Origin of the sequence: Rhizobium sp. RU36D, assembly GCF_900176345.1 — a bacterium.
Classification (GTDB): Bacteria; Pseudomonadota; Alphaproteobacteria; order Rhizobiales; family Rhizobiaceae; genus Allorhizobium.
This window is the reverse complement of record NZ_FWXU01000003.1, coordinates 197,589-219,201: the sequence shown is the minus strand read 5'-3', so window position 1 is coordinate 219,201 and position 21,613 is coordinate 197,589. Positions and strand designations below refer to the sequence as shown.

The following is a 21,613-nucleotide window of genomic DNA, read 5'->3' as shown; positions in this document are numbered from 1 at the left end:
CGTCATTCCGCTTTCAGGCTGCGCGAAAAACCGGCTGCGGTGAGAGGCATCACCGGCCGGGCGCAGATCGTGGGTCTTTTCAGGCTAGAAGCGGCTTATAGGGAAATGTGTGGCAGAGCGGAACCCCTGAGATGACGGAATCGACAGGAAAAGTTTGACAAGGCGTAAAGGTGTATCGGATCGCCATAAACAAAGGCTTCAGCGGCGTTCTTGCGGCGCTGAAGCCTCATGCAGGTTATGTGCACGAAGGTTTAATGTGTGGGCGCAGTGTCGTCAGCCTGTCGTGCGTGGCTTCTGCTTGGCGCCAGCGCTCTTGCCGTCGGAACTCTTGGCCCGCTCTTCGACGCGATCGGCACCTTTCGCGAGGTCTGAGCCCTTCCGGGCTTCCACCTTCTTCTCGTCGCGTGCAGCGCTCTTGCGCAATCCGCGTGCGGCTTCCTTGCCTTTTTCCGTTGGTGCTTGCTCGATACCCATGGTTTCCTCCTCCATCTGGGATGAGTGATAAAGCCTGATTGGTACCTCTTGTTCCCTGCCGGTGGGTTGTGGCATCGACTTCTGTCGGAACCACGCTAAATGATGGCATTCCGCCTCAGCGCAGCAGGAAAGGTATCGCCTTGATCATCGTCCATTATCTCGACAACTCTCGTGCACATCGCATTCTCTGGCTGCTGGAAGAACTCGGGCTCGACTACGAGATCAAGCATTACAAGCGTGGACCCGATATGCGGGCGCCGGAGAGCCTGAAGAAGGTTCACCCGCTCGGCAAGTCCCCCGTTATTGAGGACAAGGGACGGATCATCGCCGAAAGCGGTGCCATCATCGAATATCTCATCGATAGCTATGGCGAATCTTCTCGCCTGCGCCCGGCCCAGGGCACGGATGAGCGGCTGCGCTATACCTATTGGCTGCATTTCGCCGAGGGATCTGCCATGCCGCTTCTGCTGATGAAGCTGGTCTTCCTCAAGATCCCCACCCAGGTGCCGTTCTTCATCCGACCGATCGCCGCCATGATCGCCAAGGGCGTGCAGAACAAGCTGACCGATCCGCAGCTCGCTGATAACGTCGCCTTCTGGAATTCGGAACTGGCCCGCGACGGATGGTTTGCAGGGCCAGAGTTTTCCGCCGCCGATATTGCCATGAGCTTTCCGGTCGAGGCGGGCATGACGCGCATCGGCAACATGGGTGAGACGGGTGCGATCCAGGACTATCTCGACCGCATCCGCGCCCGTCCTGCCTATAAAAAGGCGCTGGAGCGCGGCGGCGCCTATGCTTATGCGACCAGCAGTGCACGATCCGCGTGATCTGCACCCAAGGCAATTCCGGTGTTGGTCGGGAACGCAATTGGCTATAGAGCGTTTCCGCGCGTAAGTTAGCTGTCGGCTTGAAAGGACTAAGACATGGAATGGAAGGGCCGACGTCAATCGGACAATGTTGAAGACCGTCGTGGCACGTCGTTCGGACGCGGTGGCAGGGGCACTGGCCAGTTTGGCGGTGGCGGTTTCCGCATTCCGACTGGTGGCCGTCGGGGCGGCGGATTGAGCATCGGCTCGATCGTCCTGATCCTGATCGTCTGTTGGTTCCTGGGCATCAATCCGCTGACGCTGCTGGATGACGGCAGTGGCTCGGGCGTGCAGACGCAGACGAGCGAGCAGCAGCGGTCGACGCCGCAGAATGACGAAATGACGGCTTTCGTGCGCACTGTTCTGGCCGAAACCGAAGACACCTGGCACGGCATCTTCCAGGCCGAGGGGGCGACCTATGAGGAGCCGACGCTCGTGCTGTTTTCCGGCAGCACCAACTCCGCTTGCGGCTTTGCCTCCTCCGCAACAGGTCCCTTCTACTGCCCGGGAGACCGCAAGGTCTATCTGGACACCGCGTTCTTCCGTGAACTCAAGGACAAGTTCGGCGCCTCGGGCGACTTTGCCGAGGCCTATGTGATCGCCCACGAGGTCGGCCATCACGTCCAGAACCTCACCGGCATCCTGCCGAAGTTCAACCAGATGCGGCAGACCATGTCGGAGGTGGAAGCCAACCAGATGTCCGTCCGCGTCGAGTTGCAGGCGGATTGCTTCGCCGGGATCTGGGGCAAATATACCGAGCAAAAGGGGCTGCTGGAGCGCGGTGATCTGGAGGAGGCGCTGAATGCCGCACGGCAGATCGGCGACGACACCCTGCAGAAGCGCTCCCAGGGTTATGTGGTGCCGGAGAGCTTCAACCACGGCACCTCGGCCCAGCGCATGGAGTGGTTCAAGCGCGGCTTTGACAGTGGTAATTTCCAGTCCTGCGACACGTTCTCGGGCGATATCTGATCTTTGCTGCGGCCGGTTTGCCGGCCGCAATCATTCCGGACGTTCAGCGGATCAGCAGCGCCGTGCCCCAGAGGCCCAGTGCAAAGACGGTGTGGGCCACCAGGTTCAGGGCGCGGACCTTCATTGGATTGGGCGTTTTCGATGCCGCCCAGCCAAGCCCGAGACCGGGCTGGAGAAGGAACCAGCCGGCGCCGACGGTCACGATGCCCCAGATCCATGCGGGCAGGAATGTCGGTTCGGCAAACCAGGTCGGCCCAACGAACACCGCCAGCAGCACGCCATAGAGAATGCCGACGGCATAATGACTGACCCAGCCGAGCGCCAGTTCATGGGCATAGGCGTCTGATGTCGCGATGCTGTCGTGAAACATCCTGCCGCTTTTCAGGTGATAAAACCAGCGGCCCACCGGCGCCCAATTGGCGCGCGGCTGCGCAAATACGCGATTAAGCACGATCGCCCAGAGATCCATGAGGATCGTGGCACCGATGCCGATGATCACGCCGCGCCAGAGTAGTTCAACCATTTGCATCATCCCCCAAAATAGGGGCAGTTAAGCGTGGTGGCGGGCAGAGCGAAAGGCCGGTTGGCCGGTTATCCCCGCGCGATTGAGCCGATGCGAGCGTAAAACCCATCAGTCCTGATGATGTGTCGGCCACAAATATCACTGGCTATGAAATTGGGATTGCCCCTCGAGCGGCTTTCTCCTATGCAGAAAAAAGCGCCGCTTGCCTAAAATGCAGGCGGCTTTTTCTGTCTGGAGCATCATCATGTTTGCGCAAGCGACCCTAGAGCCGCATCGCGGAGCCGTCGATAGCTGGGCGGCGCATATCCGTGCGACCCTGTCGCTCGGGATTCCGTTGATCGGCGCGCAACTGGCGCAGCTCGGCATCCACACCACGGACGTCATCATTGTCGGGCAATTGGGCGCTGCGCCCTTGGCCGCGTTGGTGCTCGCTGGGCAGTTCTTTTTCACCATCTTCATCTTCGGTCAGGGATTTTCGATCGCCGTCGTGCCGATGGTGGCGCAGGCCTTCGGGCGGGGCGACGCGATCTCGGTCCGTCGCTCGATGCGCATGGGCATGTGGGTCTCGATCGCCTATGCGATCCTCACGCTTCCGGCTTTCTACTTTGCGGAGACGATCCTGCTGGCCTTGGGGCAGAAGCCCGAGGTCGCAAAGCTTGCCGCGGATTATCTCGCCATCAGCCAATACGGCCTCTTGCCCGCGCTGCTGTTTGCAGTCTTGCGCGCACTCGTCAGCGCCACCGGCAAGGCCGGTATCATTCTCTGGGTCACGCTGTTGACGCTGGTGCTGAATGCCGTACTGGCCTACGGCCTCGTGCTCGGCCATCTCGGGCTGCCGGAACTGGGCATGCGCGGGGCGGCCATCGTGGCGGTTGTCGCCAATGTGGTGAGCTTTCTCCTGATGGTCGCCTATATCCAGTGGGAACCGTCGACGCGTCGCTACGAGTTGTTCGTGCGCTTCTGGCGGCCGGACTGGCGGGCGCTTTGGGATGTCGTGCATCTGGGACTGCCGATCAGCGTTACCGTGCTTGCCGAAGTCAGCCTGTTTGCGGCGGCGTCGCTGCTGATGGGACGGATTGGCACGATCGAGCTTGCCGCTCACGGTATTGCCCTGCAACTCGCGTCCATTGCCTTCATGATCCCGCTCGGTTTGTCGCAGGCGGCAACCGTGCGCATCGGCGTGGCCCATGGACGGGGACAATATGGGGATCTGGTGCGGGCGGCCATCGCGGTTCTCGGTATTGCCGCCGCCTTCTCGCTGACGGGCGGTATTCTGTTTGCGGTGGCGCCGCAGTTTTTTGCCGGCTTTTTCCTTAATGAAAATACGCCGGAAGCCGCTGCCGTGCTTGCCGTAGCGGGACCGTTGGTGGTGATTGCCGGCATATTCCAGTTGGTGGACGGTCTCCAGGCCATCGCCAGCGGGCTGCTACGCGGATTGAAGGATGCGCGCGTGCCGATGTTGCTGGCGCTCGCTTCCTATTGGCCGATCGGCTTTTTCCTGGCCTGGCTCCTGGCCTTTCCCGCGGGCATGGGAAGCGTCGGAATCTGGCTCGGCTTCCTTGTGGGGCTTGGCAGTGCGGCCGTTCTTTTGAGCCTCCGGTTCCTGTCCAAGGTGCGTCATGAAATGAAAATGGCCGGGATTTAACCCCGGCCATTCCAAATCCAATCATCGCCGTTCGGCTCAGCGCTCGGCCAGTGCCGGTTCGCCCTTGCGCTCGCGCAGCATGTTGACGAAGCGGCGGAACAGATAGTGGCTGTCCTGCGGGCCGGGCGATGCTTCCGGGTGATGCTGCACCGAAAACACCGGCTTGCCGGTGACGCGCAGGCCGCAATTGGTGTTGTCGAACAGCGATATATGGGTCTCTTCGATGCCCTCGGGCAGGGACTTGGAGTCCACCGCGAAACCGTGGTTCATCGAGACGATCTCGACCTTGCCGGTGGTGAAATCCTTGACGGGATGGTTAGCGCCGTGGTGGCCCTGATGCATCTTTTCAGTCTTGCCGCCGACGGCAAGCGCCAGCATCTGGTGACCGAGGCAGATGCCGAAGGTCGGGATATCCGTCTTGATCAGCGACTGAATCACCGGCACGGCATATTCGCCCGTTGCTGCCGGGTCTCCAGGGCCATTCGACAGGAAGATGCCGTCTGGCTTCAGCGCCAGGATGTCCTCAGCGCTCGTGGTGGCGGGCACGATGGTGACGCGGCAGTCCAGCCCGGCAAACAGGCGCAGAATGTTGCGCTTCACGCCGTAGTCGATGCAAACCACGTGATAGCGCGCGTCGGCGGCATTGAGCGCGGCATATTCCTCGTTCCAGACCCAGGGCTTTTCGTTCCACTGGGAGGACTGACCAGAGGTGGCAACCTTGGCGAGGTCGAGCCCTTCGAGCCCGCTCCAGGCGCGCGCCTCGGCCTTCAGGGCTTCGATGTCGAAAACACCCTGCGGATCATGGGCGATCACGGCGTTCGGTGCGCCATGCTCACGGATCCAGGCCGTCAGGGCGCGGGTGTCTATGCCGGCAAGGCCGATGATGCCGCGGGACTTCAGCCAGACGTCAAGATGCTTGGCGGCGCGGTAGTTCGAGGGATCGGTGATGTCGGCCTTGAAGATAACGCCGACCGCACCGTGCCGGGCGGCGGGCGTCAGGTCCTCGATATCCTCGTCATTGGCGCCGACATTGCCGATATGCGGGAAGGTGAAGGTGACGATCTGGCCGAGATAGGAGGGGTCGGTCAGGATTTCCTGGTAGCCGGTCAGCGCGGTGTTGAAGACCACTTCCGCCTGCACCTTTCCGGTCGCGCCAATACCGCGACCCTCGATGACAGTGCCGTCGGCAAGAACGAGCATGGCGGTAGGCTTCTGGGTGGTCCAAGGGGCTGTCGAGGTCATCTTTTATCCGTTTCCGCCCTTGAAGCACCGACCTTGAAGGGCAGGTGGCTAGGGGCCATCTATATCGCAAGCCAGGGCCCGCGAGTTAACCTTCGCGTTTGAAACCCTGATGCCAAATGTCGTGCAGGTGCCGGAAAATAGCCAAAACGTTCCGGCGGGTCAATCGGACACTGTGGAAAGCTTGGTTTTATTACCAAACCATTTCAACAGCTTGTCTAATTGATTTGATTGTCTGTGCGACCATGGCTATGACACCGTGACAAATGACAAGGAAAAGCCACAATCCTTAACGGTTTGCGGTCTGCTTTCCGGGAGAAAAAGAGATGATGCGCGACAGGCTCGCCAACGAACTAAAAGATGCGCTGAAGGCTAAGGACACGGTCCGGACCTCCACCGTGCGGCTGATCCAGACCGCGATCAAGGATCGCGACATCGCCAACCGTGGCCTGGGCAAGGACCCCGTCAGCGACGACGACATCATGCAGATCTTCGTGAAGATGATCAAGCAGCGGGAAGAATCCGCCAAGATCTATGAGGACAATGCCCGTCCGGAACTGGCAGCCCAGGAACGGCAGGAAATCCTCGTCATCCGCAGCTTCATGCCCGAGCAGATTTCCGAAGAGAAGGTGCGCGAACTCTGCGCCAGCATCATCTCGGAGACCGGTGCCCAAGGCCTGCGCGACATGGGCAAGTGCATGAACGCCCTGAAGGAAAAATATACGGGCAAGATGGATTTCGCCAAGGCCTCCGGCGTGGTGAAGGAACTGCTGAAGTAATCTTGATTCAAGACAGAAAAGGGGAGTTCCGCCGATGCGGGGCTCCCCTGATTTTTTGGCCAATCAGTGTTTACTGAACACGCGTGATGGTCGTTCGTGCCAGATACGAATTCAGGTTCGCCCGCGCGGTGGCTTCCGATGTCGCTATCGATGAGATCTGCATGCCGCGGTCGTTCTGCACGATCGAACGGGTCGCAACATAGATCGCCTTGCCGTTATCGGCTGTTATCTTGAGAGTCGCTTCGAAGCCGGAATATGTTTTCGTGACCACCTTGCGCCGTGACGTTACGACGAGCTGTCCATCGGTTGCACGTGAGATGGATCTATCCACCTCCCTAAGCAGGCCTGTGCTCAGGATGTCCTTGCGGATTGCAGTTTCAACGTCGCCGCCAACAGCAATTGGGCCGACAAGTACGGCCTGGGGCGTTTTGCATTTTTCGATAGGGCAGGCATGAAGCGTGTTGCCGCCTCTTGAAATTTCCACCCATCCTGCCGGAGAATAGTTTGACTTGATGCTTCCGGGCTTCAATCCACCTGTTTGGCACGCTGTCAGCAACGTCCCGGCCAATACGAAAACAGAAAATCTAATCATTTGAATTATCACGAAAAGCCTCCCTTCGATGATGGTCGAGACTATGTCGGCAACTTTGAATATTCAATTGAAGTGGATAGAGCAAATTTGGTGCATCTGTATTTTCTGAGCGGTGAAGCAGACAAGGACTGCTTCGGATCGCCTGGCCGGAGTCATTGCGGTGTGGCAAGTATGACCGAAGCTGTGAATAGCGGGCAGAATGTAGCAAAGCCTTGGCTTTCAATTTCGCTCGACCCTATATGGAAATGCTCAACCGGATAATGTGATGCGCTTTTCCAACGACTTCCTTGACGAGATACGCGACCGCGTGCCGATTTCGGCCGTGATCGGCAGTCGCGTGTCCTGGGACAAGCGCAAGACCAATGTGTCGCGCGGGGACTTCTGGGCCTGCTGCCCATTCCATGGCGAGAAGAGCCCGAGCTTCCACTGTGAGGATCGCAAGGGGCGCTATCACTGCTTCGGCTGCGGTGTGTCGGGTGATCATTTCCGCTTTCTCACCGATCTCGAGGGCCTGAACTTCCCCGAAGCGGTGGAGCGGGTCGCCGACATGGCCGGCATCGCCATGCCCAAGCCCGATGCGCAAGCGGCGCAGCGGGAGAAGGAGCGCACCTCCCTTCTCGACGTGATGGAACTGGCGACTCTGTTTTTCCAGGATCAGCTGCAGGCAGCCGGTGGTGCCAAGGCACGGGCCTATCTGCGCGAGCGCGGGCTCACCGGCCGCACGATCGAAACCTTCCGGTTGGGGTATGCGCCCGAAAGCCGCAATGCCCTGAAGGAGCATCTGGCCTCCAAGGGCGTGCCGAAGGACCAGATCGAGGCTTGCGGCCTGGTACGTCACGGCGACGATATCCCGGTCTCCTATGACTATTTCCGCGATCGGATCATGTTTCCGATCCTCTCCTCACGCGAGCGGGTGATTGCGTTCGGCGGGCGAGCCATGGCCGCGGATGCCATGGCCAAATACATGAACTCGCCGGAGACGGAACTCTTCCACAAGGGCAGCGTGCTTTACAATTTTGCCCGTGCCCGTCGTGCTTTGGCCAGCGCGGGAACCTTGATCGCCGTTGAGGGCTATATGGATGTCATCGCCCTGCATCAGGCCGGCGTGGAGAACGCCGTGGCGCCGCTCGGCACGGCGCTGACCGAGAACCAGCTGGACCTCCTGTGGAAGCTGACGCCGCAGCCGGTGCTGTGCTTCGACGGCGACGGCGCTGGCGTGCGGGCAGCACATCGGGCTGTCGATCTCGGCCTGCCGCATCTGAAGCCCGGGCGATCCCTGTCTTTCGCCCTGCTGCCTGACGGAAAGGATCCCGACGATCTGGTGCGCCACGAGGGCCGCGCACCGTTTGACAAGGTATTGGCGGATGCCATGCCGCTTGCCGAGATGGTCTGGTGTCGCGAGATTGCACAGGGCCAGTTCGACACGCCGGAAAAGCGCGCGGCGCTTGAGGCGAAGCTCAAGCAGGTGGTCTCCGTGATCGCAGATGAAAGCGTGCGGCGGCACTACCTGCAGGACGTGCGCGACCGTCTCTACCGGTTTTTCCAGCCGGTGCAGAACGAGACACCCTGGCGGCGCGGGGAGGGCGGCGCTGGCCCCCGCAACGGACGTTTTGCCAATGGGCAGGGGGCTCAAGCCGGTGCCGGTCGCATCGGCGGCATCTCCGATCGCCTCGCCCGGTCGGGACTGGTCAAGGGTCATCGCGACCAGCCGGGTCTGCGCGAGAGCGTTCTGGCACTGACCATCGTCAACCATCCGCAATTGCTGCAGGAGGAGTATGACGAGGTCGCCGCCATCGATTTCGACAATCGCGAACTGCAACGGCTCTGGTCGGCGCTGCTGACGGCCGCTGCGGCCGCCGGGGCGCGGTTGGAGCGCGACGGGCTGATCGCCCGGCTCGAGGACCAGGGTTTTGGGGCCTTCCTGAAGGCGCTCGACCAGCAGGTCAGGAATACCAGGCTCTGGACGGCAACCGCGACGGCGGCGGCGGAAGATGCACGCGAGGCGTTCCAGCAATCCCTGTCATTGCATAAACGCGGGCGCGCGCTGCTGCGCCAGCGGCAGGAGTTGGAGCGCGATATTGCGGAAGCGACCGAGGCCGAGGATGATGAGCGCATGACGATGTTCTTAAGCGCGCTGCAGCAGGTGCAGCAGGAGATCGCCCGGCTGGAAAACCAGGAAGCGATCATTGAGGGCTTCGGGGTGATGTCCGGGCGTGTCAAAGGCCCGGCAATAGGTCACACGACGTAACCAGCTGGGCCATTTGCCGGTTGCCGGAACTGGCCGAATAGGTCATGCAACCAGAAAAACCTGGGGGCAAGGCTCAACTATGCGAGAACTGGAACTTCTGGCGGCCCATGGCCGCCCGGCTCGCAGCCGCTGGCGCCTGCCGAACTTTCTGTGGCTGATCGCACGGATTGGCACGGCGGGCTATCCGCCGCGCATCCGGCGCCGTCTTGCCGTCACCAATGTCATCTCGTCCATGGTCAGCCTGATGACCGTGCCCTATATCCTGCTTTACGCCGTTTATGATTTGCAGGCGCTGAAGATCGCGGTCCTGGTTTTTTCCCCGCAGATCATCCTGTTTGCCATCACCCCCTATTTCCACCGCTTCGGATCGATGGTCGGGGCGGTCTATCTCTGCATGGTCTGGTTGGTCTTCGGAATCGGCTATTGCCTGTTCTTCGGCCGGGAATCGGGGCTGCATTTCTACTTCCTGCCGGGTGCCGCGGCCTCGATGCTGATCTTCGGATCGGAGCGGCTGCTGTTGTCCGGTTTCGTTACCTTCCTCGCCCTTTGCGGCTTCCTGACAACGGAAGTGGTGTTCGTTCACCCCGCGCCGTTCATCCATGTCGACCAGTTCTTTCTCGAAATCCTGTTTTACCTGACCGTACCCTTCGCCTTCCTGCTGATCTTCACGACGGTGTTCTTCGCCTTCAAGGAGGCGGCGCAGGCGGAAATGGCCCTGGAGGAGGAGTATCGCTATTCCGAGCGGCTCCTGGAAAACATCCTGCCGCAGGCGGTGGCGAGGCGCCTGAAGCAGGGCAATGCTGCCATCATCGCCGATCATATCGATGACGCGACTATCCTGTTTGCCGATATCGTCAATTTCACTCCGCGCTCCGCCGGGTGGCAGCCGCAGGAGGTGGTGAGTTTTCTCAGTCACGTTTTCGGTCGCTTTGACGAGCTGGCCGCGCGTCTCGGGTTGGAGAAGATCAAGACGATCGGCGATGCCTATATGGCGGCGGGCGGATTGCCGGAGCCGCGGCCAGACCATAGGGTTGTCGTGGCAGAGATGGCGCTCGGTATTCTTGATCTTTGCCGGGAGATTTCGCGGGAGACGGGGCAGGAGGTGACGGTTCGGATCGGGCTTGATGCCGGGCCCGTCGTGGCCGGAGTGATCGGCACCAGCAAGTTGCTCTATGATGTCTGGGGCGATACTGTGAACACGGCGGCCCGTATGGAATCCCACGGTGTCGGCGGCCATATCCAGGTTCCGAACTGCCTGAAGGAGGCACTGGAAGACCGGTTCACCTTCGAACGTCGCGGAGATATCGCCGTCAAGGGCAAAGGCATCATGCAACTGTGGTTTTTGACGGGAAAGCGGACATAGCCACTCAATATCGAGTCGCACTCTTGTCTTAGGAGCAGTCGTCACTATCTAGGCGGTATAACGCAGATGACCCGCCCGTGGGCCGCATAGTCCGTGTTTTCCACATTTTCGTCGCTTTACCCAAGAGAAAAGCTTGACGCCGGAAAAAATTGTGGGAATCACCATTCGAGGCGGCGAAGATGGATTGGGTCAGGCAAACCGATGATATCATGGCCGGTCACATTTATGCGCAAGCTACCGCGGGCTGGTGGTACCAGTGTGGTTAATCGGGAATTAAACATCATTCCGTTACGTCATTGACATTGATTCGAGGCGATGACGAGTTCCAGCGATGGAGCCGAGGTCGCGTCTTACGATGGCATGGGAAGCGTCAGCAGTACGCGTCAGGGAAAGCGACGAGATAAATGGCAACCAAAGTCAAAGAAAACGAAGAAGCCGAGAACGAACGCGATGGCGCTTCTGACGGTCCGCTTCTCGATCTTTCCGATGACGCGGTCAAGAAGATGATCAAGGCCGCCAAGAAGCGCGGCTATGTGACCATGGACGAGTTGAACTCGGTGCTGCCCTCGGAGGAGGTGACCTCCGAGCAGATCGAGGACACCATGGCCATGCTTTCCGACATGGGCATCAATGTCATCGAGGATGAGGACGCCGAAGAGGTGGCCCAGCCAGAGGATGATGGCGAAGCCGATGAGGGCGAAAGCGAAGGCGGCGAACTGACGGCTTCGACCGGCACCGCGCTTGCGACCGCCAAGAAGAAGGAGCCGACCGACCGCACCGACGACCCCGTGCGCATGTATCTGCGCGAAATGGGGTCGGTGGAGCTGTTGTCGCGCGAAGGCGAAATCGCCATCGCCAAGCGCATCGAGGCCGGCCGCGAGACCATGATCTCGGGTCTCTGCGAGAGCCCGCTGACCTTCCAGGCGCTGATCATCTGGCGCGACGAGTTGAACGAAGGCACGACGCTCCTGCGCGAGATCATCGATCTCGAAACCACCTATTCGGGGCCTGAGGCCAAGGCTGCGCCGCAGTTCCAGAGCCCGGAAAAGATCGAGGCTGACCGCAAGGCCGCTGAAGAGAAGGAAAAGACCCGTCGCAGCCGCGCGCCGTCAGGTGAGGACGACATCACCAATGTCGGCGGCGAAGGCTTGCCGCCGGAGGAAGAGGAAGAAGACGAGGACGAAAGCAACCTGTCGCTGGCGGCGATGGAAGCCGAACTGCGTCCGCAGGTCATGGAAACCCTCGACCTCATCGCCGATACCTACAAGAAGCTGCGCAAGCTGCAGGACCAGCAGGTCGAGGCGCGTCTGGCCTGTACGGGCACGTTGTCTTCCGGCCAGGAGCGTCGCTACAAGGAGCTGAAGGACCAGCTGATCACGGCGGTGAAGTCGCTGTCGCTCAACCAGAACCGCGTCGATTCGCTCGTCGAGCAGCTCTATGACATCTCCAAGCGCCTGATGCAGAACGAAGGCCGCCTGCTGCGCCTGGCCGAGAGCTATGGCGTGAAGCGCGATTCGTTCCTGGAGCAGTATCAGGGCGCCGAGCTCGACCCGAACTGGATGAAGTCGATCGGCAATCTCTCCGCCCGCGGGTGGAAGGAATTTGCCCGCGAGGAAAACCAGACGATCCGCGATATCCGTGGCGAGATCCAGAATCTCGCGACTGAAACCGGGATTTCGATCACCGAATTCCGCCGTATCGTTTCCATGGTGCAGAAGGGCGAGCGCGAGGCGCGCATCGCCAAGAAGGAAATGGTCGAGGCCAACCTGCGTCTCGTCATCTCCATCGCCAAGAAATACACGAACCGCGGCCTGCAGTTCCTCGACCTGATCCAGGAAGGCAATATCGGCCTGATGAAGGCGGTCGACAAGTTCGAGTATCGCCGCGGCTACAAGTTCTCGACCTATGCCACCTGGTGGATCCGGCAGGCGATCACCCGTTCGATCGCCGACCAGGCCCGCACGATCCGTATTCCGGTGCACATGATTGAGACGATCAACAAGATCGTGCGCACCTCGCGCCAGATGCTGCACGAGATCGGCCGCGAGCCGACCCCGGAAGAACTGGCCGAAAAGCTCGCCATGCCGCTCGAAAAAGTGCGCAAGGTGCTGAAGATCGCCAAGGAGCCAATCTCGCTCGAAACCCCGGTGGGCGACGAAGAGGACAGCCACCTCGGCGATTTCATCGAGGACAAGAACGCGCTGCTGCCGATCGACGCGGCGATCCAGGCGAACCTGCGCGAAACGACCACGCGCGTTCTCGCCTCGCTCACCCCGCGTGAGGAACGCGTGCTGCGCATGCGCTTCGGCATCGGCATGAACACCGACCACACACTGGAAGAAGTCGGCCAGCAGTTCTCGGTCACCCGCGAACGTATCCGCCAGATCGAGGCCAAGGCGCTCCGGAAGCTGAAGCACCCGAGCCGCAGCCGCAAGCTGCGGAGCTTCCTGGATAGCTGAGGCAGCAGATGTTTTGAGAATTACAGAACCCGGCGGGAGCAGTTCCGCCGGGTTTTTTGTTGGGGGGCATGTTTGCCGGTACCGGCTGTCTCCCGCAGGCGGTACCGGCTTGTGGCCCGGGACATCGCGCAGATGCGGGAGTGGCAGGGGTCCAAGAATCCGTGTGCGGTGCGTGAAAGCCAGCCGATTGCAGTGATACCCCCCTCTGGTCTGCCGACCATCTCCCCCACAAGGAGGGAGATCGACTCGCTGCCCACGCCTCGCCAAGACCTATCGGCGCACAGTTTGTTTCGAGGGGAGCGGGCGATGTCGCCTGACCGATCTCCCTCCTTGTGGGGGAGATGCCCGGCAGGGCAGAGGGGGCGACATCCGCACTGTCGCCTATTGTGCAATTCAGCTTCCCCGGACAGGCTCTCCCTGGGGCCACACCGATCTGACGGCGGGAAAATTCGCTTGGTGAGAAGGGTTGCCGCTTGCCTGCCGCCGCGCGGTTGTGCAGTCTGGAGCAATGCAGCCGCGGTGGCGGTGCTTCGCCTGCAGCGTGTCGGGACAGGGCTTTTGGGGGATGGATGGTTGACGCGGTGCCTGACATTGCTGTGATCAAAGATCGGGAGACGCTGGAGGCTTATCTGCGCAGCCGCCCCATTGACGAGGCGCGAGTGCTTGCGTTGCGATCTGCCGCTCGGGTCATGCCGCTTTTGTTGCTGCAATCCAATCTGAAGACTGGTAAAAAACCGCAATTGACGTTGCTGGTTTTTCGCTGTCTGTTCTTCTCATGGGCTGAGCGCAATTTTCCAGCCCATGAGAAGAAGCTACGCCCCGCCTACGCCGCCGCCGCCGCCTACGCCGCCGCCGCCGACGACGACGCCGCCGCCGCCGCCGACGCCGACGCCGCCGCCGCCTACGCCGCCGCCGCCGCCGACGCCGCCGCCTACGCCGCCTACGCCGCCGCCGCCGCCGACGCCGCCGCCGCCGCCTACGCCGCCGCCGCCGCCGCCGACGCCGACGTTGCGTGGGCGGTTGTTCGTGCTGACCTGAGATGGATGGAAGAGACGTCTGTCGTTGTCTGTCTTGCCGCGCCACTCTGGTTGGAGGGACTTCAGCCACGACAGTTTTTCGACTGGGATAAGGCTTTCGCTGCGGAGCTGCAGGCATTCGGTTCTGACTGGCGCGTGGTTCGTGAGTTTTACGAGGCCCTGCGGGATGGTCGTCCGCTCTTTGCCAATCTCGGGGACAAGCTCGGCTCCGTTACGCTGGCGCTGGCCGATGAGGACGAGGCATTCTGGGAACGTGATCCCGATGCAGTTACGCGCGATCTGGCGGAGCGGCTGGGGGGAGGGGAGACGAGCCAAGAACCGGAAGCGGCTTTAAACGCGCCATCCGAAAAGGTGGATTTATTCATCAGCTATTCCACCAGAAACGAAGCGGAAGCGCGGGAAATCAACGGTTACTTTGAGGATGCCGGCTACTCCACCATTGTTCAGTTTAAAGATTTCGGTATCGGTTCGAACTTTGTTACGGAGATGCAGAAGGGCCTGCAAGCGGAACGGATGATAGCCGTTTTGTCGCCGGCATATGTTGCATCGATGCAGTGTCAGGCTGAATGGAATGCTGCCTACAACCGTGATCCCTCCGGTGAGCAGCGATATCTGGTCCCGCTCCTGATCGAGAAAACTGAGTTGCCGCCTTTGGCGAAACAGATCGTTTATAAGTCTCTCGTCGGCCTTACTGGCGATGCCCGGCGTAGTGCAGTGCTTGAGGCCATCGGCAAACTGCGGCGGCCTGAGGTGTCTGGAGTTCGGTCCCCTTACGAGTTTGAGCTGACGCCCAACCAGACGATCACGGCTGTGGCCGGGGCCATGAACACCATGAGTGTTCTGCCCAGCCGCGATCCTGGCGACGCACGAAAGCGGTTGGAGGCGGCAAAGCAACTTGCGAATGATCTGATTGCCGGATTGATGGACAATCGTTTCCAAGTTGGTCGTCACTACATCAAGGAGTTGGAAAACTACCGCGACCGGCTGCCACTGGATGCCACAGAAAGCATCTACTCAGCCGATGCCGCCCTCCGCAATCTGCGGGATGATCTTGAGACCGACATGCGCCACGGCATCTGTGATCGTTTCGCCCCACGGCTTCAGCGGTTGATTGAGGCTCACTATGGGCTGAGAGTCTATTTTCCTGAACTGCTCAACTTCTATGATGACGTCAAACAGGCGCGTCAGGCTGAGCCTCCACCGCTGGAGGCGCTCGCCAAGTTGCGGCAGGTGGTTACAGACAACACGCCAGATGTGTTCGAACCCTCGGTCGATGCGGCATTTGAACATGCTGTTGATGTGGCTCGTCCAGCGACGGAAAAGCAGGAAGCCTCGTCTGACGGCGGTGCCTCGTCTTCTGCCCCGACCACATTGCCGCCTGATCCGATTGCGGGTGTCGATCCCGTCCGTGCTGCTCAACATGCCGAAATGAGCATGCAAAATCGGATATGGGGAGCCTTGCGACGTGCCGAGGAGGGCGGCAAGGTAGCTGAACGCGTCGACAAAGCGGTTTCCAGTTATGCCAAATGGATCGATCCTGTTCTTGATTGGCTTTCCAAATCCCTTTGAAAGACGAGTGCCGGCAAAAGGGTTTGCCTCAACATTTCCGCTGAAACACTTTCCCGCCCCGCCTCACCCCGCAATCGGGGTCAGGACTTCGAAATCGTAGAACTGGCCGGACAGGAACAGGCGGCGGGCGGAGATGGAGACGGTGACGGTTTCGCCCTTGCCGTTGCGGATAAGGGCGATTTCGCCGACATAGCCGCCGTCGCTGTCGAGGAGGCTTAAGCGGCGCGCGCGGGCGCCGGCGTCGTCGGTCAGGAGGCCGGAGGAGACCATTTCCGAGCCGGCAATCTCGTCCCAGGCCTTGCCCACAAGGTCGAGATAGGCCTGGTTTACCCGCACGAAGCGCGAGCTGTCCTGGCCGGTCGTCGAGATGGAGAAGGCCGTCGGCGAGAGGTCGAAAAGGGCCTGTATGAGGGGATAGGCGAGCGCGTCGGCCTCGATTGCGGCAAAGGCGCCGGTCACGGATTTTTCCGTGGGCTTGCGCAGCGACAGGTCGTAATCGGCCGGCAGGACATATTCGTCGCGGACGATGGCCACAAGACGCCAGAGGTCTACTTCCAGGAAGATGCTCTTGCTGGCCTCGTCGATCTCGGGAAGCGTTGCCGGGATGGCCGCCAGGTTCCTGGCGATGCGGTCGCGCTCGGTGGCATTGGCGGCCTGGCCCAGTGCCTGCTCAAATTTGTTGGCGGCGATGGTGCGCAGGCTTTCATAGGCGCGCTCCAACTGCTGCTTTCGTTGGGCCTCGACCTCGTCGACACTGCGGATGCCATCCGCGATCGGCAGGGTTTCCAGGAGGGTTCGGACTTCGATCTCCTCGGGACAGTCCTCCATTGCGGTCTTGCCGCGGGGGGCGTGGCGGATGAGCGCCAGAAGGGTTTCGGCGCCGAAGGCATTGACGTCGTAGGCTTGCATCTCCCCTGAGGCGCCAAGGCTTGCGGCGGTCACGCGCACCGGAGCGCCGTTTTCGTCCATGTAGAGGCTGACCTCAATCACGTCAGGTGTAAGTTCGAGCCAGGGATATTCCCGCCGAAAGACTTCCAGAGCCTCACGATCAAGAACCGCAACCGCGTACATGTTTCCTCACTCCATTCGATGTGCCCGGCCTTGTGCCGATCAGAGCGTCGATATGACGGCGTCCGGTCCCGACCAGTCTTTGTCGTCCTGGCTGAGCAATAGCCCATCCTGAAGGCATCGCAGTAAATTATTCGCTCATCAGCACATGAAAAAACTCGCATATGATGAACCCTTTGCCAAATTTTGCCCTTGGGAATGGTCTAGGCGAGGGCGGCGATATCGCAGGCGCGGTGCCCTGCACCTATCTATAGCGAGAGCTACGGCGATTTGATTTTGCAGCCGGCGCTGGCCAATGTAGTGAACGATCGATGCTTAAGGAATTTGCAAACTGGCGGGACCGAGTCGGATTAGGCGTAATTGCCTCCGTGGCCCTGCATCTATCGGTCGGAACCGCGTTGCTTATCGACCTGCCGGCTGAGCCGCCCGTGCCGGAGCCGGAGGAAAGCGTCAGCGTCGATCTCATCCCGCCGCCCGAGGAGGAGCCGGAGCAGGCCGAGGAACCGCCAAAGGAGGAGCCGAAGCCGGAAGAGGCCAAGGCCGAGCCCCCTCCGCCGCCGGAAGAAAAGCCGGAAGAAGCGCCGAAGCCAGAGGAGCCGCCGCCAGAGGAAAAGCAGGCTGAGGAGCAGGCTGCACCGCCACCGCCGCCACCTCCACCGCCACCACCGCCACCGGCTCCGCAGGAAAAGCCGCCGGAAGAGAAGGCTGAGGCAATGCCAGAGGAACCGGAGCCCGCAGAGCCGCAGGGAGAGCAAGGTGCCGGATCGCCGGTGCCGCTCATGCAGGTTGTGCGCAGATATGGCGAGGAAAATAGCGGGCCGCGCGTAAGCTCTGAAGGTCCAGGCGCAACCGATGGGGCGTCGACAGCAGAAGATGCATCCGAAGCGGCAGCCTCCGAGCAGGACGCGGCCGACGTCACCGATGCCACGAGCCCGGACGAACAGGTTGCCATGGCTGGCCAGGACGCACCATCGGAAGGGCCGGAGCAGGGCAACCAGACTTTGGCCGGCAGCTTGATACCCGACAACATCCAGGCGCCCAGCGTTGATTTCGGTCCGAGTTCCCCCAGCCGTGCGGGTGCGGGTGGAGAGGCTGACGACGGGAAGGCTGGTGTGCTGGCGGCACCCGCGGCCAAGCCTGCCTCGTCCCTTCCGACAGATGCGCTGACAACAGGCAAGGTCAAGCTGACCAAGGCGAAGAAACTCTACTCCCAGAGCGATACCGATGCGCTCTTGGCGATGACCGCGATTGGCCAAACGCCTCCTGATATTAGGGGCGGTGTCTTGTGTTCGTCCGAACTGCAATTGCAGTTATGGAACATGAAGCCGCGTTACGCTGTCGAGTTGGTGCGACGATACAGCATGCCAGCATCAGGCGTACAGATGGCTGAAAGCAACTTTTATGCAAAGGGCAAGTTTCACAAGGTCTATTTTCGCTGTGAAGTGGATGCCAAGGTCACAAAGGTCACGTCATTTTCTTTCAGCGTTGGTGACGTGATACCGCGCAGCGAGTGGACGCCCGAAATGATCCGGGCGGTGGAAAATTAACCCAGGATATCCCGCACGACCCGCATGAAGACGCGGGCGCCGGTCGCGATCAACGCGTCGGGAAAGTCGTAATCCGGGTTGTGCAGGGCGGGGGATGCTTCGCCGGCTCCTAGGAAGAACATGGCCGATGGCGCCTTGTCGCGGAAGCGGCCGAAATCCTCCGAGGCGCGGATCGGCAGGCCGCGCTCGTCGTGGGTCAGCCTCTCCGCCTCAACCGCGCGCAGCAGATGGCCGACGGCCTCGGGCGCGTTTTCGCAGTGATGGAATATGTCGTGATAGCCGATCTGCAACTGCAGGCCATGCGCAGCAGCGGCATCGTGTGCGGCTTTTTCTGCCATTGCCACCAGTTCGGCCATGCGGTCGTCGGTGAGGGTACGCAGCGTCACCCAGATTTCGGCTTCACCCGGGGCTATGCCGAAGGCGGCCTCTCCAAGGCGTGCGTGGGTGACGGTCGCCATGCGGAATGCCGGGTCCGGCGGCATGGAATGGGCCAGATCCGTCAGCAGCGGCAGCAGGCCAGACATGGCCCGCATGGGAGAGGTGCCGGCTTCCGGCTGCGAAGCGTGGGCGGTCTTGCCGGTCAGGCGGATCAGCATGCCGCGAGATGCGCAGTTGACCGGGCCGGCTTTCAGCGCGACATGGCCGAGCGGCATGCCCGGGAGGTTGTGCAACGAAAAGGCGAAATCGGGCGCAATTTCCGAAAAGCGCGGATCTGCGATGACGGCAGCCGCGCCGGCGCCGTTTTCCTCCGCCGGCTGATAGAGCAGCACCACCCGGCCCTTGCCGGGGCGCTGCCGCGATAGCGCCACTGCCATGGCCGCGAGAATGGTCGAATGGCCGTCATGACCGCAGAGATGGCCCTTGCCCTTGATGATCGAGCGGTGCGGGATCTCGGACAACTCCTCGATCGGAAGGGCGTCGAGTTCGGAGCGGAAGAGCAAGGTCGGGCCGGGTTTGCCACTGTCATACACCACCGCCAGGCCATGACCGCCGAGATGTTCGATGATCGCGTCGGGCCCGAAACCCTTGACGAAGTCGCGCACGCGCGCTGCGGTTTCGCGCTCCTCCCCAGAGATTTCCGGGAAGCGGTGCAGGTCATGCCGCAGGGCGGTGAGTTCGACGATATCCCTCTCGGTCAAAAACATGGCGCACCTCCCTCGAAATCATTGTTTCGGTCTTATCGCAGTCACTCCATCAGCACCAGCCGTGCCGCGATCGACCACATGATCAGCGCGATAGCCCCATCCAAGATCCGCCAGGCCAGGGGACGGGCAAAGACTGGCCGCAGCAGCCGGGCGCCATAGCCGAGCGAGAAGAAAAACACGAAGGAGGCTGTCGTGGCGCCCAGGCCGAAATAGAGTTCGTGTCCTGCAAAGCGGGTGGAGATTGATCCGAGCAGCACGACCGTATCCAGATAGACATGCGGATTGAGCCAGGTCAGCGCCAGGCAGGTGGCCAGCGCCTTTGAAAGGCCGGTCGAGGTGGCATCAGCCGGCGCCAGCGTCTGGGCCTGCCCGAAGGCCGAGCGGAAGCTCCGCAGCCCGTAGATCAACAGGAAGGCTGCTCCGCCATAGCGCAGCAAGGGAACGAGATAGGGCAGCGCATCGGCAGCACCGGCAAAGCCGCTCACGCCGGCGGCAATCAAAAGGGCATCCGACAGGGCGCAGGTCAGGCAGATCGCAAAGACATGGCTTTTCAACAACCCCTGACGCAGGACGAAGGCGTTTTGCGCGCCAATGGCAACGATAAGGCTCAAACCCAGGAAGAAACCCGAGACGGTGGCTGCTAGCATTGTGTTTTCCCCGTTATGCACGGCGTTGACTAGATCATGTCCGACCATTAGGAAAATTAAATAAATTGTCCTGGCATTAGGAATTTTAATCCGATGTTCGACTACGCGCAGGTGGCGGCGGTGGAGGCGGTGATCCGCACCGGCAGTTTTGAGAAGGCCGCACGGCATCTCGCCATCACGCCGTCTGCGGTGTCGCAGCGCGTGCGGCAGCTCGAGGAGCAGCTTGGGATCATCCTCATCGTCCGGGGGCAGCCATGCGTGGCAACGCCAGCAGGCGAACGCCTTTTCCGCCATGCCGAGGAGGTGGCGTTGATGGAGCGCGGGCTCAGCCGCGAATTGGGCCTTGGCGAAGGTCCAATGCCGATGCTGCGCATTGCCGTCAATGCCGACAGCCTGGCCACCTGGTTCATTGAGGCCATGGCAGGCGCCGGGGAATGCCTGTTCGATCTCGTGCTCGACGACCAGGATCACAGTGCGGACTGGCTTAGGCGCGGCGAGGTGCGGGCCGCGGTCAGCGCCTTTTCCGGCGCCGTGCAGGGTTGCGACGTCAAGCCGCTCGGCGCCCTGCGCTATATCGCGACGGCAAGCCCGGCCTTTGTCAGCCGTTGGTTTGCTGAGGGTGTCGGGCGCCAAGCGCTGGCACAGGCACCCTGCATCACCTTCAATGCCAAGGACGCCCTGCAGACGCGGTGGATCGAAGCGACGACCGGTCAGCGGATCGACCCGCCGACCCATTGGCTGCCGTCGTCGCAGGCTTTCGTGGATGGATGCCTGGCTGGACTTGGATGGGGAATGAACCCGTTGAACCTGGTCTCGGATCTGATTGCGACGGGCAGGCTGGTGCCGCTGGTCGACAATGCCTTTCTCGACGTGCCACTTTTCTGGCACTGGAGCCGGTCGGTGGGAAAGGCGATGATGCCGGTCACACAATCCGTGCAGCAGGCGGCCCGTGGCGCGCTGCTGCCGCCAGGGTATGGGTCTGGAACCAGCCTGACCGAGATGCGTTAAGCTCCGCACCCTCAACGGGGAAACATAGGGGATGACGACGATGAGACCTGGCCTTGAAACCGCGATGTCCAAACTGATCGACCTCATCAACCGCCGGGAGTTTGCCGGCGTTGAGATGATGGTGGATGACGATTGCGTGCTGGATCTGCCGGGCGGCAGCCGCATCATCGGCCGGGAGAGTCTGCGAAATTCGCTCGCCGCCTATCTGCTGCAGGGCGATGTGCAGTTTGCCGACAGCGTATTCATGAGTGATGCCACGCAGCAGCGGGGTGCGGCAGAAGTGACCCTGAAGAACAATGGCCTCAGCACATCGGCCGTGCTTGTTGTCGAACGGGACAATGACCTGATCGTCCGCATCAGCCTTTACGGCTCTTGAGGCAGGCGAAATCCGTCGCTCCTCATTGTATACATTATGTGATGCGGTGATTTTCTGTG

Annotated in this window: 18 protein-coding genes; 11 read left to right on the top strand and 7 right to left on the bottom strand. The window is 61.0% G+C overall.

Annotated elements, in window-relative coordinates; all coding sequences use genetic code 11:
• Positions 1-273 precede the first annotated feature (273 nt).
• Positions 274-474, bottom strand: coding sequence for a hypothetical protein (locus B9A97_RS05590; RefSeq protein ID WP_084364033.1), 201 nt, complete (start codon positions 472-474; stop codon positions 274-276).
• A 140-nt stretch (positions 475-614) separates the two neighbouring features.
• Here B9A97_RS05590 and B9A97_RS05585 point away from each other — a divergent pair, with 140 nt between their 5' ends.
• Positions 615-1,301, top strand: coding sequence for a glutathione S-transferase family protein (locus B9A97_RS05585; RefSeq protein ID WP_084364032.1), 687 nt, complete (start codon positions 615-617; stop codon positions 1,299-1,301).
• 96 nt (positions 1,302-1,397) lie between these two features.
• Positions 1,398-2,309 carry a KPN_02809 family neutral zinc metallopeptidase gene (locus B9A97_RS05580; RefSeq protein WP_084364031.1) on the top strand — a complete coding sequence of 304 codons (912 nt, stop codon included), beginning with the start codon at positions 1,398-1,400 and terminating at the stop codon, positions 2,307-2,309.
• A 43-nt stretch (positions 2,310-2,352) separates the two neighbouring features.
• On the opposite strand, the gene B9A97_RS05575 is transcribed toward B9A97_RS05580, so the two are convergent.
• Complete coding sequence (locus B9A97_RS05575) at positions 2,353-2,832, bottom strand: DUF2938 domain-containing protein (RefSeq protein WP_084364030.1); 480 nt, start codon at positions 2,830-2,832, stop codon at positions 2,353-2,355.
• Between the two features lie 244 nt (positions 2,833-3,076).
• Between B9A97_RS05575 and B9A97_RS05570 the strand changes: the two genes are divergently transcribed.
• Positions 3,077-4,477, top strand: a complete 1,401-nt coding sequence (locus tag B9A97_RS05570) for an MATE family efflux transporter (protein ID WP_084364165.1) — start codon at positions 3,077-3,079, stop codon at positions 4,475-4,477.
• Between the two features lie 36 nt (positions 4,478-4,513).
• On the opposite strand, the gene carA is transcribed toward B9A97_RS05570, so the two are convergent.
• The gene (gene carA, locus B9A97_RS05565; RefSeq protein WP_084364029.1) at positions 4,514-5,719 is read right to left on the bottom strand and encodes a glutamine-hydrolyzing carbamoyl-phosphate synthase small subunit; all 1,206 of its coding nucleotides are present in this window, start codon (positions 5,717-5,719) and stop codon (positions 4,514-4,516) included.
• Between the two features lie 326 nt (positions 5,720-6,045).
• On the opposite strand from carA, the gene B9A97_RS05560 reads away from it, so the two are divergent.
• Positions 6,046-6,495, top strand: a complete 450-nt coding sequence (locus tag B9A97_RS05560; RefSeq protein WP_179145235.1) for a GatB/YqeY domain-containing protein — start codon at positions 6,046-6,048, stop codon at positions 6,493-6,495.
• A 70-nt stretch (positions 6,496-6,565) separates the two neighbouring features.
• On the opposite strand, the gene B9A97_RS05555 is transcribed toward B9A97_RS05560, so the two are convergent.
• Positions 6,566-7,099: a hypothetical protein gene (locus tag B9A97_RS05555; protein ID WP_143530337.1), complete on the bottom strand. Its 534-nt coding sequence runs from the start codon at positions 7,097-7,099 to the stop codon at positions 6,566-6,568.
• Positions 7,100-7,352: 253 nt separating this feature from the next.
• On the opposite strand from B9A97_RS05555, the gene dnaG reads away from it, so the two are divergent.
• The 4 genes from dnaG (at position 7,353) to B9A97_RS05530 (ending at position 15,763) form a co-directional block, all read left to right on the top strand.
• Positions 7,353-9,335, top strand: coding sequence for a DNA primase (gene dnaG / locus B9A97_RS05550; RefSeq protein WP_084364026.1), 1,983 nt, complete (start codon positions 7,353-7,355; stop codon positions 9,333-9,335).
• Positions 9,336-9,414: 79 nt separating this feature from the next.
• Positions 9,415-10,698, top strand: a complete 1,284-nt coding sequence (locus B9A97_RS05545) for an adenylate/guanylate cyclase domain-containing protein (protein WP_084364025.1) — start codon at positions 9,415-9,417, stop codon at positions 10,696-10,698.
• 404 nt (positions 10,699-11,102) lie between these two features.
• The gene (gene rpoD, locus B9A97_RS05540; RefSeq protein WP_084364024.1) at positions 11,103-13,157 is read left to right on the top strand and encodes an RNA polymerase sigma factor RpoD; all 2,055 of its coding nucleotides are present in this window, start codon (positions 11,103-11,105) and stop codon (positions 13,155-13,157) included.
• Positions 13,158-13,726: 569 nt separating this feature from the next.
• The gene (locus B9A97_RS05530; protein ID WP_084364023.1) at positions 13,727-15,763 is read left to right on the top strand and encodes a toll/interleukin-1 receptor domain-containing protein; all 2,037 of its coding nucleotides are present in this window, start codon (positions 13,727-13,729) and stop codon (positions 15,761-15,763) included.
• A gap of 63 nt (positions 15,764-15,826) precedes the next feature.
• Here the strand turns inward: B9A97_RS05530 and B9A97_RS05525 are convergent, their stop codons facing one another.
• On the bottom strand, positions 15,827-16,834 hold the full coding sequence (locus B9A97_RS05525) for a PAS domain-containing protein (RefSeq protein WP_084364022.1): 1,008 nt from the start codon (positions 16,832-16,834) through the stop codon (positions 15,827-15,829).
• 395 nt (positions 16,835-17,229) lie between these two features.
• Between B9A97_RS05525 and B9A97_RS05520 the strand changes: the two genes are divergently transcribed.
• Positions 17,230-18,378: a DUF930 domain-containing protein gene (locus B9A97_RS05520; RefSeq protein WP_143530336.1), complete on the top strand. Its 1,149-nt coding sequence runs from the start codon at positions 17,230-17,232 to the stop codon at positions 18,376-18,378.
• Here the strand turns inward: B9A97_RS05520 and B9A97_RS05515 are convergent.
• Together B9A97_RS05515 and B9A97_RS05510 are read right to left on the bottom strand one after the other, a co-directional pair.
• Entirely contained in the window at positions 18,375-19,523 is a 1,149-nt protein-coding gene (locus B9A97_RS05515; RefSeq protein WP_084364020.1) for an amidohydrolase, read from the bottom strand. The genes B9A97_RS05520 and B9A97_RS05515 overlap by 4 nt on opposite strands.
• Before the next feature lie 41 nt (positions 19,524-19,564).
• Positions 19,565-20,170 carry a LysE/ArgO family amino acid transporter gene (locus B9A97_RS05510; protein WP_084364019.1) on the bottom strand — a complete coding sequence of 202 codons (606 nt, stop codon included), beginning with the start codon at positions 20,168-20,170 and terminating at the stop codon, positions 19,565-19,567.
• 93 nt (positions 20,171-20,263) lie between these two features.
• Between B9A97_RS05510 and B9A97_RS05505 the strand changes: the two genes are divergently transcribed.
• Both B9A97_RS05505 and B9A97_RS05500 read left to right on the top strand, forming a co-directional pair.
• The gene (locus tag B9A97_RS05505; protein WP_084364018.1) at positions 20,264-21,178 is read left to right on the top strand and encodes a LysR family transcriptional regulator ArgP; all 915 of its coding nucleotides are present in this window, start codon (positions 20,264-20,266) and stop codon (positions 21,176-21,178) included.
• A gap of 31 nt (positions 21,179-21,209) precedes the next feature.
• Positions 21,210-21,554, top strand: a complete 345-nt coding sequence (locus B9A97_RS05500; RefSeq protein WP_084364017.1) for a hypothetical protein — start codon at positions 21,210-21,212, stop codon at positions 21,552-21,554.
• Positions 21,555-21,613: the final 59 nt, after the last annotated feature.